Genomic DNA, 14,434 nt, shown 5'->3' with positions numbered 1-14,434 from the left:
TTTGTAGTCAGTATGACTTCCTACACACTATAGTCAGTATGACTACAAGGAGTCATTATGACTGCACAATCGCTGCTCACCACCCTGCTGCCCCTGGTCGCCGACCTGTCCCGCGAACTGCCCGAAGGCGAACGCTATCGACGCTTGCTCCAGGCCATGCGCGCCCTACTGCCGTGCGACGCCGCCGCGTTGCTGCGCCTGGACGGTGAATGGCTGGTGCCCCTGGCAGTGGATGGCTTGAGCGCCGATACCCTCGGGCGGCGCTTCAAGATCAGCGAACACCCGCGCTTCGAGGTGCTGCTCAGCAGCCCTGGCCCTACCCGCTTTGACAGTGACAGCAAACTGCCCGACCCCTACGACGGCCTGGTGGATGGCCTGCACGGTCACTTGGAAGTCCACGACTGCATGGGCTGCCCGCTGTTTGTCGACGACCGCCCTTGGGGCCTGCTGACCCTCGACGCCCTCGACATCGAGCGTTTTGAACGGGTCGAGCTGGATGCCCTGCAAGCCTTCGCCAGCCTCGCCGCGGCCACGGTCAATGCCGCCGAGCGCATCGAACGCTTGTCCATCCGTGCCGAAGACGAACACCAGCGCGCCGAGATCTACCGCCAGGCCAGCGGCCAGCAGCACAAGGAAATGATCGGCCAGAGCAAAAGCCACAAGCGCTTGATGGAGGAGATCAAGCTGGTGGGCGGCAGCGATCTGACGGTATTAATCACCGGCGAAACCGGCGTCGGCAAGGAGCTGGTGGCCCAGGCCATCCACGCCGCCTCGCCGCGGGCCGAGAAACCGCTGATCAGCCTCAACTGCGCGGCGCTGCCGGAAACCCTGGTGGAAAGCGAACTGTTCGGCCATGTGCGCGGTGCCTTTACCGGCGCGCTGAATGAGCGCCGGGGCAAGTTCGAACTGGCCAATGGCGGCACGCTGTTTCTCGACGAAGTGGGCGAGTTGTCGCTCAGTGTCCAGGCCAAGCTGTTGCGGGTGCTGCAAAGCGGGCAGTTGCAGCGCCTGGGTTCGGATCAGGAGCATCAAGTGGATGTGCGCCTGATTGCCGCCACCAACCGCGACCTGGCCGAGGAAGTGCGCAACGGGCGTTATCGCGCCGACTTCTACCACCGCTTGAGTGTGTACCCGTTGCAAGTCCCGGCCCTGCGCGAGCGTGGTCGCGATGTGCTGCTGCTCGCCGGATTCTTCCTTGAACAGAACCGGTCACGCATGGGCCTGGGCAGCCTGCGCCTGACCAGCGACGCCCAGGCGGCCTTGCTGGCATATGCCTGGCCGGGCAACGTGCGCGAACTGGAACACCTGATCGGCCGCAGCGCCTTGAAAGCCCTGGGCAATTGCCGGGAGCGGCCGAAGATTCTCAGCCTGAGTGCACAGGACCTGGACTTACCGAACGTCTCGGCGCCGCAGCTCGAAGAGCAACCGGTTGCGGCCTTGCCAGAGGTGACAGGCGATCTACGCCTGGCCACCGAAAACTATCAGCGCCAGGTGATCAGCGATTGCCTGGAACGGCACCAACACAATTGGGCCAACGCCGCCCGGGAGCTGGGACTGGACCGAGCGAACCTGGGGCGGATGGCCAAGCGATTGGGAATGAAATAGCCCTGTAGCCGCTGCCGAGGTACGAGGCTGCGATGCGTGTCCGCAGGATCGCCCTTGGGGTCGCTTCGTCGGAATGCCGCACCAAACCCATCGCTGCCTCGTACCTCGGCAGCGGCTACAGGTCATGCCAGGGTTCGAGCCCCAACAACCACCGGTTTGGGCTTACGAAACACCAGCACGTTCCCCAACATCACCAGCACCAATCCCGCCAACGCCGGCGCCGTCCATTGATAACCTTCGGCAAAGGCCGAGACGTTCAGCGCCACCACCGGGAACAGCACCGTGCAATACGCCGCACGCTCTGGCCCCATACGCCCCACCAGCGTCAGGTACGCCGTAAACCCGATCACCGAACCCGGGATCACCAGGTACAGCAGCGAGCCGATATAACGGGTGTTCCACTCCATGTTGAAAGGAATCCCCTGGAACACGCAGTACAGCGCCAGCATCGACGCGCCATAAGCCATGCCCCAGGCATTGGTGGTCAGCGGCTTGAGTCCGGCTTTCTGTTGCAGGCTCGACAACATATTGCCCGCCGAGAAACACATCGTCCCCAGCAGCGCCAACCCCAGGCCGAGCAACGTCTGCGGGCTGGTGGTGTGCCCGGCCAACTCCGGCCAGAACAGCAGCCCCAAGCCCAACAACCCAAGGCCGCCGCCCATCAATACGTTGCGGGCGACTTTCTGGCCAAAGAATACCCGCGCGTTCAGGGCGTTCCACAAGGTTGCCGTGGAGAACACCACCGCCACCAGACCGCTGGGGATCCATTGGCTGGCGGTCAGGAAGCACATGAAGTTGACGCAGAACAGGCACAAGCCCTGGGCCAGACAGATCAGATGCCCACGACGGTTCATCACCTGCAGCTTGCGGCTGACCAGCAGCAGCACAAACAACACCAGCGCTGCCAGGCCGAAGCGATAGACGATCGACACGGGAATCGCCACCACGCCCAATTGCAGCTTGAGGGCAATCCAGGTGGTGCCCCAGATCAGCACGGTAAGTAAATACAGGGAAAGGTTCATGGCGCACTCCGGTGGTCGAGCCTCAGTGTCGCCCCGCAGCGGTCGGCGCCTCTTGCACATTCTTGCGCTTTTGTCGGCTGATGGGATCACAGCGCCTGTTACGGGGAGTAGGATGCAAGTCGTCAGAGAGAGCCGCCATGCCGCCACTGGAAACCCTGCAAGTCTTTCAATCCCTCAACCGCTCGCCCAATGCTCGCCTTGAGCGGTGCGCCGAGCTCGGTGACGGCTTGTCAGCAGCCTTGTGGAGCAACCATCACGATGCCCAGGATTATGAAGCGCCCAGCCACCACACCTTGTCCTGCTACGTGGGAGGCGGCACCGGGACGTTCCGGCGCGACCAGCCCGGCACCAAGGGCGGCCCGGACAAACTGTGCATTCTGCCCGCCGAACATCAGTCGGCCTGGGTGATCAACGGCGAGATCCGCCTGGCCCATGTGTATTTCAGCCCGGAACAGTTCGCCCTTGGCTGCGTCACCCTGCTGGACCGCGAACCCCGGGAACTGCAACTGCGGGAAAGCACCTTTCTGGAAGATGCCCCGCAAGCCCGTCGCTTCCACCAGTTGGTCGGCCTGAACTGGCACGAGCCCGCCGAGCGTTTGCTCACCAGCAGCCTGGCCCATGAAATGCTCAGCCACACCTTGCTCAGCCAAGTGGGCATGCGCGAGGGCTTGCGCTTGAAGGGTGGATTGGCCGCCCACCAACGCCGGCAGTTGGCGGAGTACATCGATCAGCACCTGGCCGAACCCATCAGCCTCGGGCAACTGGCGGGGATGTGCGCGTTGTCGGAGTACCACTTTGCGCGGATGTTTCGCGAGAGTTTTGGCTTGCCACCGCATCAGTATTTGCTGGCACGCCGGGTGAACCGGGCCAGGGAGTTGCTGCGCAGCAGCTCACTGCCATTGAGCGAAGTGGCCTTGGCCTGCGGCTTTTCCAGTGCCAGTCATTTCACCAATCGGTTTCGCCAGGCGATGGGGGCGACGCCAGGGGAATACCGCCAGGCGTTCCTGGCCTGAAAAATCACACAGGACCAATGTGGGAGCGGGCTTGCTCGCGAAGGCGGTGGGTCAGTTAATACATAGTTGGCTGACCCGACCCCTTCGCGAGCAAGCCCGCTCCCACATTTGATCTCCATGTACTCCCTTCAGTCCGCCCCTTGCGCCAGCGCAACGGCCAACCGATTTTCCAATACCTTGATCCTCGCGCCCTCGACCACGTAGTTATTGGTCACCATCGAAAACACCAACTTACGCCCCTGTGCATCCGTGACGTACCCGGTCAACGACGAAACCCCGCCCATCGACCCGGTCTTGGCGTGCAGGTTGTTCTCGGCCAAGGTGCCTCGCAAGCGATAGCGCAGGCTGCCACCGGTCATGCGGTCCGTGTTGCCTGCAATGGGCAGGGCGTTGTACCAGGCATCGAACCAAGGCTGTTTGCTCACGGCCAACAACAAATCGGTGAGGTTTTGCGATGACACCAGATTGCGCCGGGACAAGCCCGAGCCGTCCACCTGGCTCAACGTCGCCGGGTCCAGCCCCTGGCGTTTCAGAAAGCCTGCCACCGCTGTCACACCCGCCGCCGCCGTGCCGGCGTTGGCGGTCTTGCGACCCATGGCCTTGAGCAGCGCTTCAGCCATGCTGTTGTTGGAGAGCTTGAGCAACGGCGTGATCAGTTCCTGCAACGGCGCCGACTCATGCATCGCCAACACCGTTGCCGTGGTTGGACTGGTGCCACCGATCACCCGACGCCCCTGAACGCTAATCCCCTGCTCCGCCAATGCCCGTTCAAACAGGTTGGCTACCAATTGGGTCGGCTCCCAGACGCTGACCGCCTGCCGACTTTGCTTGCCCGGCGCCACCGCACCGCTGAGCCGCAGCAGATTGGTCCCATGCTGGCGGTTGAGCCCATAGTTGTTGCCCGGCCCACTGATCGCCCGATTGCTGATTTGTACGTAATCGGTGGCTGGACTGATCTCGACCGTCACTGGCCGGCCGGCAACCACCGGCGCCTTGGCCGTAACGAGCAAAGTGCCCGCATCAAAATCCGTATCGGGCGACACCGTCAGCGCCGAAATCTGCGCGCCGTAGTAGGTGCTTTCATCGTCATGGGCCCAATCAACGCCTAGGCGTTCGGCGTCGAACCAAGTGTCGTCGAATACCAGGTCACCCTGGACCTGACGAATCCCCTGGCTCGCCAGTTGCGCGGCCAACGCCTGATAGTCCGTCCACTGAATCGTCGGATCCCCCAGGCCGCGCAAGTACAAATTGCCGTTCAAGCGCTCACCCTGACGGGTGCCGTTGCTCAGCAATTGCGTGGAAAATCGATACTGCGGCCCGAGGACATCCATCGCCGCCGCGGTGGTCAGCAGTTTGAGGCTGGAAGCCGGGGTCAACCGACTGCGAGGGTTGTGCTGGTAAAGCGTGCTGCCACTGCGGGCATCACGCACCATCAACGAAACGCTGGCACCCTTCAGTGCAGGGTCGGCCAACAGGTGGTCAAGAACCTGGGTGGTTGAAGGGTTCGGCGCCGTGGCGCAGCCGCCCAGCAATAAGCTCAAGCCCAGCAGCAAACCGCCGGTGTGTATCCATCGTCCCAACTGCATCAGTACGGTGTTCCCAGGAAGTCATCAGAGGCGGCAACGCTAGCAGTTCAAGCCGCCAGCGTCACTGCCCAAGGGTCAGAACTCCAGCGTGCTCGACACCGACACCTGCCGCGCATCGCCAATGGAGACAAATGAGGTGCTGACAGCGGAGGTATAGTAGGTGCGGTCGAACAGGTTCTTCACGTTGAGCTGAAACTTGACCTTCTGCCCGTCGACCTTGGTGTCGTAGGTGGCAAACACATCGGCCACGGTGTAGCCCGGCAACTCGAAGCTATTGGTTGCATCCCCGGCTCGCTCACCGACGTAACGCGCACCGGCGCCCACCCGCAACTGATCGCCGCCAACAATACTGCCCAAGTCATAGACCGCCGACAGCGAGCCCGTATTCTTCGCCACGTTTTGCAGGCGCTTGCCTTTCAGCGCCGGGTCTTCGGTGACCTCGGCATCGGTGTAGGCATAACTGCCGATCAAGCTCCACTGATCGGTCAACTGGCCACTGAGGTCCAGCTCCAGACCACGGGAGCGCACCTTGCCGGCGACGCTGTAGACCGAGGTCAGGCCTTCGCCCACCGATACCAGCACGTTGCGTTTGTCGATATTGAACAACGCGGCGCTGGCGGTAATACGCCCTGGCATGTCGAGCTTGGTCCCCAATTCCCAGGACTTGGATTCTTCCGGCTCCAGGCTGCCATCCAGCACGCTCTTGTTGGCCAAGGGCGCGATGGTGGAGTTGGGTTTGAACGACTCGGTATAGCTGCCGTAGAACGACAACTCATCGGTGTAGCGGTATACCAAGCCGACGCGCGGCACCCACTTCTGGCCATTGCCGTTGGTGTTGGCGGTAAACGGCACGCCTTTGCCGGCGTACTGGTCGTATTTCTGGAAGCGTGCGCCGCCCACCAGAATCCACTGATCAGTCAGGTGAATGGCGTCCTGGAAGAACAGCGAGTCACTGCGCAGCAAGTCGGTCTGGTTGCTGTCCGGAGCGCTGACGGTGCTGCCGGCCACTTCCCGGCCATACACCGGGTCGGTGTAGCTGAAAGTGCTGCGGCTGGCCTGGCGAATCAGGTCGGCACGGTAGATCTTGCGGTACTCGTCATCCAGGCCGAGCACCAGGTCATGGCGCATGCCGGCGACATCGACCTTGCCTTCAAGGCTGACGGTAGCGAAACGGTCAGTGGTCAGCGCGCCCTGGGTGCCGTCCATGCTGCGGGTCAGGGTGCCGTTGGCGTTGACCTTGCTCACACGCACCTGACTGGCGTCATAGGTTTCGCGGTTCCAGCTGTAGCCGAAGTGGGCTTTCCAATCGTCGTTCAGGTCGTGATCGGCTTCGAAACGATAGAGGTCGGAGCGGCCTTCCATATTATTGAAAGGCTCATCCAGACGGCGGGTGGCCGGGATGTCCAGCGGGTGATGGGTCTTCGGGTCGATGGCGGTGCCACGGTCGAAGGGCGAGAGAAATTCCCGGTGCTCATACGCGAACAGCAACTGGGTGTTCTCGCCATACCAGGCCAGGGACGGTGCGATCAGGCTTTCACGGTAGGTGCCAAAGTTACGCCAGTAATCTTCATCTTCATGGTCGACAATCAGGCGATACGCCAGGCCCGAGTCCCCGATGGGGCCGGTGGTGTCGAGGTTGCCACCGCTGCCGTTCTTGCCGCTGCCGAAGGTCGAACCGCGCACAGTCAGGGCGGTGGACTGGGTCAGTTCCGGCTTTTTGCTGACGATATTGACCACACCGCCCGGGTCCTGGATGCCATACAACAACGACGCCGGGCCCTTGAGCACTTCAACCCGCTCCGCCGTGGAGTTCAGCGCCCTGCCCTGCACCACCGGCATGCCGTCGCGCATGACCGAACCGTTACGGTTGTCGCCAAAGCCGCGCAGCATCACTGCATCCTGGGTACTGCCGAGGGTGTTGGCTTGAGTGATCCCGCTGACGTTGGCCAAGGCATCGTCAAGATTGCGCGGCACCTGATCGCGAATGACCTGAGCCGGTACCACGTTGACGGTTTGCGGGGTTTCCAGCAGCAGGCCCTGGGAGCGCATCACCGAACTGGTGGGCGGCGGCTGATAGCTGGTGGTTGCCTCGGATTGACCCAGGCCACTGATGGTGGTGGCGCCCAGGTTCACCGCACCTTCGGTGGGTTGCGGCTCCAGGGCCAGGGTACGGGCGTCGATCTGGCGGAAGGTGAAACCGGAGTTGCCGAGCAAACGCTGCATGGCCTGAGCCGCGCTCATCCGTCCGTTGACCGCTGGGGCGTTGATGCCATAGGGCGCTTCATCGGTGTAGACCACACTGATCCCGGTGACCCGGCTGAACTCACTCAACGCCTGGGGTAACGGCTTGGCCGCAAGGGCAAAACTGAACACCGCGCTTTGCTGCTCCGGCTCCGCCGCCTGTGCCACCGACAAGGGCAACAACGCCAGCCCCGACACCACCATCACCGAGGCTCCCAGCCATTGCTTAACCAAACCACCTGCCGCCGACGTTGCCCTGGACTTCATGCTTGAGAACCCGTGTAGAGAAGCGCTGTTAATGCGAATTAATCGCAGTTTCAAGCACTACACGGATGAGGGATGGGTTTACCTCACGGGAAACTGAAAATATTTTTCTGAAAGGGTGCTGGGGAGGTCTTGGGGTGAGCCTGCTTTCTGTGACAGCCGGGCATCCTGTGGCAAGCGGGCTTCCTGTGGCGAGCGGGCTTGCCCGCGTTGGGCTGCGAAGCAGCCCCATAAGGTCACCGCGCTCTTTCAGAAGAAACGCGGTGACAGGTTTCAGGGCCGCTTCGCAGCCCAACGCGGGCAAGCCCGCTCGCCACAGGAAGCCTGGTTGTCACAGGAAGCCCGCTCGCCACAGCGGTTAGAAATTGGCTTCCAGGGAAACCATCGCCGTACGCTCTTCACCCACGTTGTAAAACGCGGTGCTTGCCCCCAGGCCGTTGACCGGTGCCGAGTTGAACGACACGGTGCGCGCCGAGCTCAGGTATTCCTTGTCGAACACGTTGAGCATCGAGAAGCGCAGGGTCGCCGACTTGATGACTTTTTTATCCACCGGCAGGTAGATACCGGCGTTGAGGTCAAACACGGTGCGGCCTTCGATTTTCTCGTTGTTGGTCAAGTCGCCATAGAAGCTGCCCACGTATTTGCCCGCGACGTTGCCGTAGAAGCGCGCATCGTCGTAGCCGAAGACCAGGTTGAACATGTTTTCCGGCACGTTGGCCAACTGCTTGCCCGAGGTCGGTAGCAGCACGTTCTTGCTGACGAAGTCGTCCTGCTGTTCAGACTTGGTGTAGGTGTAGGACGCGTAGTAATTGAAGTTGTGCGGCAGCAGGCCGCTCCACTCCAGCTCCAGGCCCTTGTTGGTCACGTCGCCGACGTTGGCCATCACGAAGTCACCGTTGAGGTCGGTGGTCGACAGTTGACGGTCCTTGAAGGTGATGTAAAACAGGGTCGCGTTCAGCGCCATGTTCTCTTCGGTGTAGCGCCAGCCCAGTTCCTGGTTCCAGCTCAACTCGGGGCTGAGGCTTAAGGAATCACCTTTGTTGTACAGCACGTAGTTGGGGGGTGTACGCATATTTCGGGTGACGTTGTAGAACGCTTGATTGCTCTCGTCGACCTGGTACTTGGCGCTGAAGTTGGGCAGGAACTGATGGTAACGGGCGTTACGCTTTTCCGCCTTGTCGTACAGGCTGCCCAGGTTGTTGCCGTCACGTTCGACGTACTGGTAGGCCACGCCGCCGACAAAACTCAGGTCCGGCGTTGCTTGCCAGTTGTCCTGGACCCAGAGCTTTTGCGCCGGGGTCTCGGTGTAGTAGTGGCGGCCCTGGACGGTCGCGCCGTTCTTGTCGACCACCTGGTTGCCGCTGTTGTAATCGCCCCACACATCATTGGGTGCGCCTTCACGGTTGATCCCGATAAACGGCTGGGTCTGACGCTGGCGTGCGCGTTCGTACCAGTAGCCGTAGTCCAGGCTGTGCTCTTCATTGATGTCCCATTTCATTTTGGCGGTGACGCCAGGACGCCAGGTCTCGGTCCACGATGGACGGTAATAGTTGGCCGACTGCAGGTTACTCAGGTCGTAGTTGCCGGCCTTGTCGGAGTTCGGCCCCAGGTTGGAAGCGGTCTGGCCGCTGAAGCTGCCGCCGCTGGCCCAGTAGTAATACGGCGTGACGGTCAGGGACAGGTTGTCACGCAGCTGCCAGCGCTGGATGAGCGTCGCGTTGACGCTTTCAAACGGGTTGCGGTTGAGCTTGTAGGAAGATGACAGCAAGCCGCCCTTATAGACCGGCGTTTCAGCGTAGTCCAGGCGCCGCCCCTGCTGTTGGAACTGTGCCTTGCTCAAGGAGTTGTAGTTGTAGTTTTCCTGCTTGTTGTATTTCACGATGGCCTGCGTGGAATTGCCGTTGTCCTCTTCGAACAGGCCGCTCCATTCAACCTTGTCACTGCGCATCGTGCCCTCGCCGCGCCACTTGTCACCTTCAAGATGGGACGCCGAAATCCAGGACTTGAAACCACCCATCTCACCGGTGTTGATCCGGGCGAAGGTCTTGCGCAGGGCATTGGCGCCAACGATCTGTTTGACGAAAACCCCGGACTCCTTGGTCGGCCGAACCGTGACCATGCCGATGTTGCCACCGCTGGAGCCAATGTGCGGGCCGTCCGCTTCCGAAGAGCCCTGGGTGACAAACACTTCCGCCAGGTTTTCCGGGTCGCCGAACTGGTTCGAATAAACGGCGTAGTTGCCGGAGTCGTTGATCGGCACACCGTCCATGGAAACGCCGACCTGATCGGAGTTCATGCCGCGCATCGTGAAGGTGGTGCCGCTGGTACCGCTGGCGTCATCGCTGGAGACGTTGATGCCCGGCGTGTATTTGAGCTTGTCGATGGCGTTGGCGGTGGCCGACATTTCGTCCATGGCTTCCTTGGTCACCGTCGACCGCGCCTTGGCGCTTTCTTCCCGGATCATGTGGCCGTTGCCCAGGGTTTGTTTACCGGCCACATTCACCGAGCCGACATCTTGGGTGTCGTCCGCCAGAACCAGCGGCGCAAAGCTGCCCAGGCCCGATGCAAAAAGCAGGGCAGAGAGAGTGTTGATCTTCACGAGTAGACCCTTACTTACATTGATCTGTTGTATGGGGAATGTGCGTCGGGACTGAGCTGACAGAAGACGCCAATCTTCCTAACCATCTGCTCAGGAATCCGGCGATCATCCGCGTCTCGTGTAACGGTTTGGTGACAGGTTTGGGTGATTGCGATGAAGGTTAGATGAAAGGTCTGCAGGCGCCGTAGTGCCTGACCTAGAGCGACAGGCAAAAAAGCGATGGAGGAAAAATACTGATGCCTGCGCCGCAATTGATGTCTAGCGCAACACAATCACTCGGCCCAGCACGCTGTGCTGCTCGAACCCCAACACCGACTGCAACGCGTTGATAACCGACTGCGGATCCTGGCTCGGAAAGCTGCCACTGACGCGGCGGTTGCCGAGGTCGTCATTGAGCAGCAGGATGCGCCCCGGGTAGTAGCGACGCAGGTCCTGGACCACATCGGCCAGAGGCGCCTTGTAGTAGTTGAGCCAGCCGTCACGCCAGGCCAGACGGGACTCGCTGTCGACAGCATGCAGCTCATCGGCGACGCCGTCGGTGTAGGCCACTTGCTGGCCGGCGCTGAGAATCTGCTGCGGCCCGCTCTTGGATGGCGTGACGCCAACGCGCCCGGCCAACACCGTCACCTGGGCGCCCGCCGGTTGCAGACGCACTTCGAATTGCGTGCCCAGCACCCGCGCCTCACCACTGCCCGCCTCTACCACAAAGGGTTCGCCGGTGTGGGTCACGCTGAAAAAACCGGCGCCGCGACGCAGTTGGATATGGCGTTCGCCATGACTGAAATCCACGGCGATGGCGCTGTCGGCATCCAGGGTAACCCTGGATTGATCCGCCAGGATGACGGTCTTCACCTCCCCCGGTGCCGTCACGTAATCGGCACCGAAGTCATCGACCCAACGCGACGGCTGCCAACCGGCACCCAGGGCCACCATCAACAACAGACACGCGGCCATGGCCAAGGCACCCGACCAGCGTCGTGTGTTTGAGCGCTTTGAACGGTCCATCGCATTCAGATAGCCCTGCAACGCCACGGCCTCTTCCTGCGCGAGTGCGCGCGCCGGCACTTCGCTCAACTCCCACAACACCTGGGCCTGAGCGTAGGCACTGGCGTGAGCCGGGTCGGCGCGCAACCAACGGCTGAATGTGGCCTGGTCACCACTGCTGGGCTGGTCGTGCAACAGGCTCAACCAGGCCAGCGCGGCCTGTTCCTGCTCGGGCGTCGGGGTGACGCGGAAAGGGGTGATCACGGTGCTTTCCCTGGCGAACGTGGCAACGAGGGTTCACGAAGACTGGCCTTGCAGGCTTCGAGGGCACGCATCATATGTTTTTCCACGGCGCTTTGGGACAGGCCCATGGCCTTGGCGATCTCGACGTACTTGCGACCGTGAATGCGGTTGAGCAAAAAGATCTGCCGCGTACGTTCGGGCAAGCTGCGCAAGGCGGCTTCGACATGGCGCAGGTCGTTACCGGCTTCCAGCGCGGCCTGGGGTTCATGACTCTGGTTGTGCTGTTGTTCCGGCAGCCAGCCCTCGTTGCTGCGCACGCGCGCGCCTTCGCTGCGCAGGTGGTCGATGGCGATATTGCCGGCACAACGCAGCAGGTAAGTGCTGAGCTCTTCGACCTGTACCAGCGGCCGGCGCCAGAAGCGCAGGAATAAATCCTGGACCAGATCCGCCGCCGTCGCCCGGCAACCGACGCGACGGCTGACCAGCGCTTCCATCTGTGAACGCTGGGACAAAAACACCTGCAAAAAATGCGCACGGCCACCCGCCGATTCAGCGTGCTGGCGATCCTGGGATTCGGGTGGCGTGGTGATCATCAAGGGCATGCTCAGAGTATTGCGACGGCCGCAACCGGGCTGGCCAACAGGCTGACGCCCGCCAGAGTCAAGGCCAACCTTGGCCGGTACGGCAACAGCAACACCAGCAGCAAAGCACTGCACATCAGCACCGCGCACCACTCCACCAGGCCCTGGCCCCAACCGACGGTATGCACCGCTGGCCAGATCGACACGATCAGCAGCCACCCACCGCCGAGGCGCAAGGCCAATCGTCGACCGGGCGATGGTTTGCTGTGCAGCAGCTCGTCGTGGTGGCGATCCGTGGACAGGCACAACGCGGTGAACCCGACGTAACACAACAGCAGCGCCAGCAGCATCAGTTCACCTCGCCCTTGAGAGACACAGCGCGGGCACGCTCGGCTTTGGGCTGCGCAACAGCGCGGTGCTGCATTTTCCAGGCAGCCCAGGCGAGGAATATGCCGCTGCCCAGGCAGGTCAGGTCGAAGCCAGCCATGGCCCAGTCGCCCTGAACCAGCGACACCCCAAGGTGCTGGGAGGTGGTCAAGGCGTTCAGCAACGGCACACCGATAAACAGCAACGCGCCCAGGCTCAGTTGCTCGACCCAACCCTGGCGACCGCGCCGCAGCATGGCATGCAGTACGGTCAGGCCCCAGGCAATAAAGAAGCTCTGCACTTCCCAATTCGAGCGCTCGGCAAACCCGACCGGCAGCAGCCGATTGGCCCAGAAGAACGCGCCGATAGCGATCATCAGCCCGGACATGCTGGCAATGTTCAGCACTTCCACCAGCCGCAACTCAAACGGCATGACACCGGTCCTGGCATGTTTGAGCTGACGCTTGCTCAACCAGATCACCAACCCGGTGCCAATCATCGCCGTGCCCGCCAGGCCACAAATGAAATACAACCAACGCAACACCGGGCCGGCGAAATGCCCCATGTGCAAACCGTAGAAGCTGCCACTGATGGCCATGGGCAGGGACTGTTCGGTACTGACCCGCACCACTTCACCGCTGGCGCCGTTAAACGACACGACACTGCCAAAGTCATGCACCACACGGTCAGAACCTGCGCGAATGACATTGACCGTCGCGTTCACATCCCCCGGGTTGTTCACCACCAACCGTTCGACGTGGCCACCACCCCATTGCCGGCGAGCCTCGTCATACATCGGGCCCAGCGCCAACAACGGCGCAGGCTGCCCCAAGGCCGGCGCATTATTGGTGGCCGGGAACAGGTCATCGAAAAACGCGTCGGTATTGCCGTAGGAGGCCACGATAGTTGCCGGCATCACCATGCTCATGAAAATCACCAGGCTGCTGTAGGTGATCATCAAATGAAACGGTAGCACCAGCACACCCACCGCGTTATGCCCATCGAGCCAGGAGCGCTGGCCCTTGCGCGGACGGAAGGTAAAGAAGTCCTTGAAGATTTTCTTGTGGGTGATGATCCCGGTGATCAACGCGATAAACATCACCATCGCCGCCATGGTCGACAGCCAGCGGCCCCACGGGTAAGGCATTTGCAGTTGGAAGTGGAAGCGGTAGAAGAACTCGCCACCCATGCTTTCCCGGGCCTGGACCTCGCTGCCGGCGAGCGAGTCGAGGCGTTTGCGGATGAAATTACCGCGTTTGCCGGGGTCGACCTTGTCCTGCCACATCACCGACAGACCCGGCTGGCGACTGTCAGGTAATGTGATAAACCAGCGGGCTGCATGAGGTGCCTGTTGTTGCAAATAGGTCTGGGCCATCGCCAGGCTGCGGGCGTTGTCCAGCGGATGGGCCTGCACCTCGGGCTGCATCCAATGGGTCATTTCGCCCTTGAAATAGGCCAAGGTGCCCGTCAGGAAAATCGCGAACAGCAGCCAGCCGAAGATCAACCCAACCCAGGTGTGCAACCAGGCCATGGCCTGACGGAAACCCTCTTTCATGGCTGGACCATCCAGTGGCTGACGCCCGCCAGCGTCGCCAATACCGCACTGGGTACCAGGATGCCAAACCAGGCTCGCCAGGCACTCCGGCAGGCAAAACACCAGATCACCGCCAGCAGGTAGAACACAAAGGCACTCATCATCGCGCTGACCACCGCATCGGCCCGTGAAATGGGCAGCCAGAAGGCCATGCAGATACTGGCCAGGGAAGCCAGCAGGTAGCCGCCAAAGACAGCCGCCAGCGCGCGCGATGTCACGGCGAGGCGGTAGGAGACGGGAAGTGAGGCTCTACTTTTCATGCGGGCAACGCCTGATTTATCAGGGTGCAATATTAATGATAAATATTCTCATAAGCAAAAGAGAACAGATGTATTC

11 protein-coding genes are annotated in these 14,434 nt (G+C 61.5%); 2 read left to right on the top strand and 9 right to left on the bottom strand.

The annotated features are described in order from the left end of the window. The first annotated feature begins 57 nt into the window (after window positions 1-57). Window positions 58-1,605 (top strand): nitric oxide reductase transcriptional regulator NorR, encoded by a 1,548-nt coding sequence (norR, locus tag J7E41_RS16660; protein ID WP_214994446.1) that lies wholly within the window; start codon window positions 58-60, stop codon window positions 1,603-1,605. A 122-nt stretch (window positions 1,606-1,727) separates the two neighbouring features. Here the strand turns inward: norR and J7E41_RS16655 are convergent, their stop codons facing one another. Beyond that, the gene (locus tag J7E41_RS16655) at window positions 1,728-2,627 is read right to left on the bottom strand and encodes a DMT family transporter (RefSeq protein ID WP_214994444.1); all 900 of its coding nucleotides are present in this window, start codon (window positions 2,625-2,627) and stop codon (window positions 1,728-1,730) included. 137 nt (window positions 2,628-2,764) lie between these two features. On the opposite strand from J7E41_RS16655, the gene J7E41_RS16650 reads away from it, so the two are divergent. Next, window positions 2,765-3,640 (top strand): helix-turn-helix domain-containing protein, encoded by an 876-nt coding sequence (locus J7E41_RS16650; protein ID WP_214994442.1) that lies wholly within the window; start codon window positions 2,765-2,767, stop codon window positions 3,638-3,640. Between the two features lie 128 nt (window positions 3,641-3,768). Here J7E41_RS16650 and dacB read toward each other — a convergent pair whose 3' ends face one another. The 8 genes from dacB to J7E41_RS16610 form a co-directional block, all read right to left on the bottom strand. Next, window positions 3,769-5,226 (bottom strand): D-alanyl-D-alanine carboxypeptidase/D-alanyl-D-alanine endopeptidase, encoded by a 1,458-nt coding sequence (gene dacB, locus J7E41_RS16645; protein WP_214994440.1) that lies wholly within the window; start codon window positions 5,224-5,226, stop codon window positions 3,769-3,771. 75 nt (window positions 5,227-5,301) lie between these two features. Beyond that, entirely contained in the window at window positions 5,302-7,671 is a 2,370-nt protein-coding gene (locus J7E41_RS16640) for a TonB-dependent siderophore receptor (protein ID WP_251029548.1), read from the bottom strand. 418 nt (window positions 7,672-8,089) lie between these two features. After that, a complete protein-coding gene (locus J7E41_RS16635) occupies window positions 8,090-10,330 on the bottom strand; it encodes a TonB-dependent receptor family protein (RefSeq protein ID WP_214994436.1) in 2,241 nt (746 codons plus the stop codon). A 258-nt stretch (window positions 10,331-10,588) separates the two neighbouring features. Next, on the bottom strand, window positions 10,589-11,578 hold the full coding sequence (locus J7E41_RS16630) for a FecR family protein (protein WP_353049408.1): 990 nt from the start codon (window positions 11,576-11,578) through the stop codon (window positions 10,589-10,591). Further along, window positions 11,575-12,153, bottom strand: coding sequence for an RNA polymerase sigma factor (locus J7E41_RS16625; protein WP_435304129.1), 579 nt, complete (start codon window positions 12,151-12,153; stop codon window positions 11,575-11,577). Before J7E41_RS16625 ends, J7E41_RS16630 begins: the two co-directional genes overlap by 4 nt. A gap of 8 nt (window positions 12,154-12,161) precedes the next feature. Then, window positions 12,162-12,488 carry a DUF3325 domain-containing protein gene (locus J7E41_RS16620; RefSeq protein ID WP_214994434.1) on the bottom strand — a complete coding sequence of 109 codons (327 nt, stop codon included), beginning with the start codon at window positions 12,486-12,488 and terminating at the stop codon, window positions 12,162-12,164. Continuing rightward, window positions 12,488-14,059, bottom strand: a complete 1,572-nt coding sequence (locus J7E41_RS16615) for a PepSY-associated TM helix domain-containing protein (protein WP_214994432.1) — start codon at window positions 14,057-14,059, stop codon at window positions 12,488-12,490. Before J7E41_RS16615 ends, J7E41_RS16620 begins: the two co-directional genes overlap by 1 nt. Then, window positions 14,056-14,358 (bottom strand): DUF3649 domain-containing protein, encoded by a 303-nt coding sequence (locus tag J7E41_RS16610; protein ID WP_214994430.1) that lies wholly within the window; start codon window positions 14,356-14,358, stop codon window positions 14,056-14,058. The genes J7E41_RS16615 and J7E41_RS16610 overlap by 4 nt, the downstream gene beginning before the upstream one ends. Window positions 14,359-14,434 lie beyond the last annotated feature (76 nt).

This window comes from Pseudomonas fluorescens (assembly GCF_018614655.1).
GTDB classification, from domain to species: Bacteria; Pseudomonadota; Gammaproteobacteria; order Pseudomonadales; family Pseudomonadaceae; genus Aquipseudomonas; species Aquipseudomonas fluorescens_BX.
The sequence above is the reverse complement of the archived record's forward strand: the minus strand, read 5'-3'. Positions and strand labels throughout refer to the sequence as shown.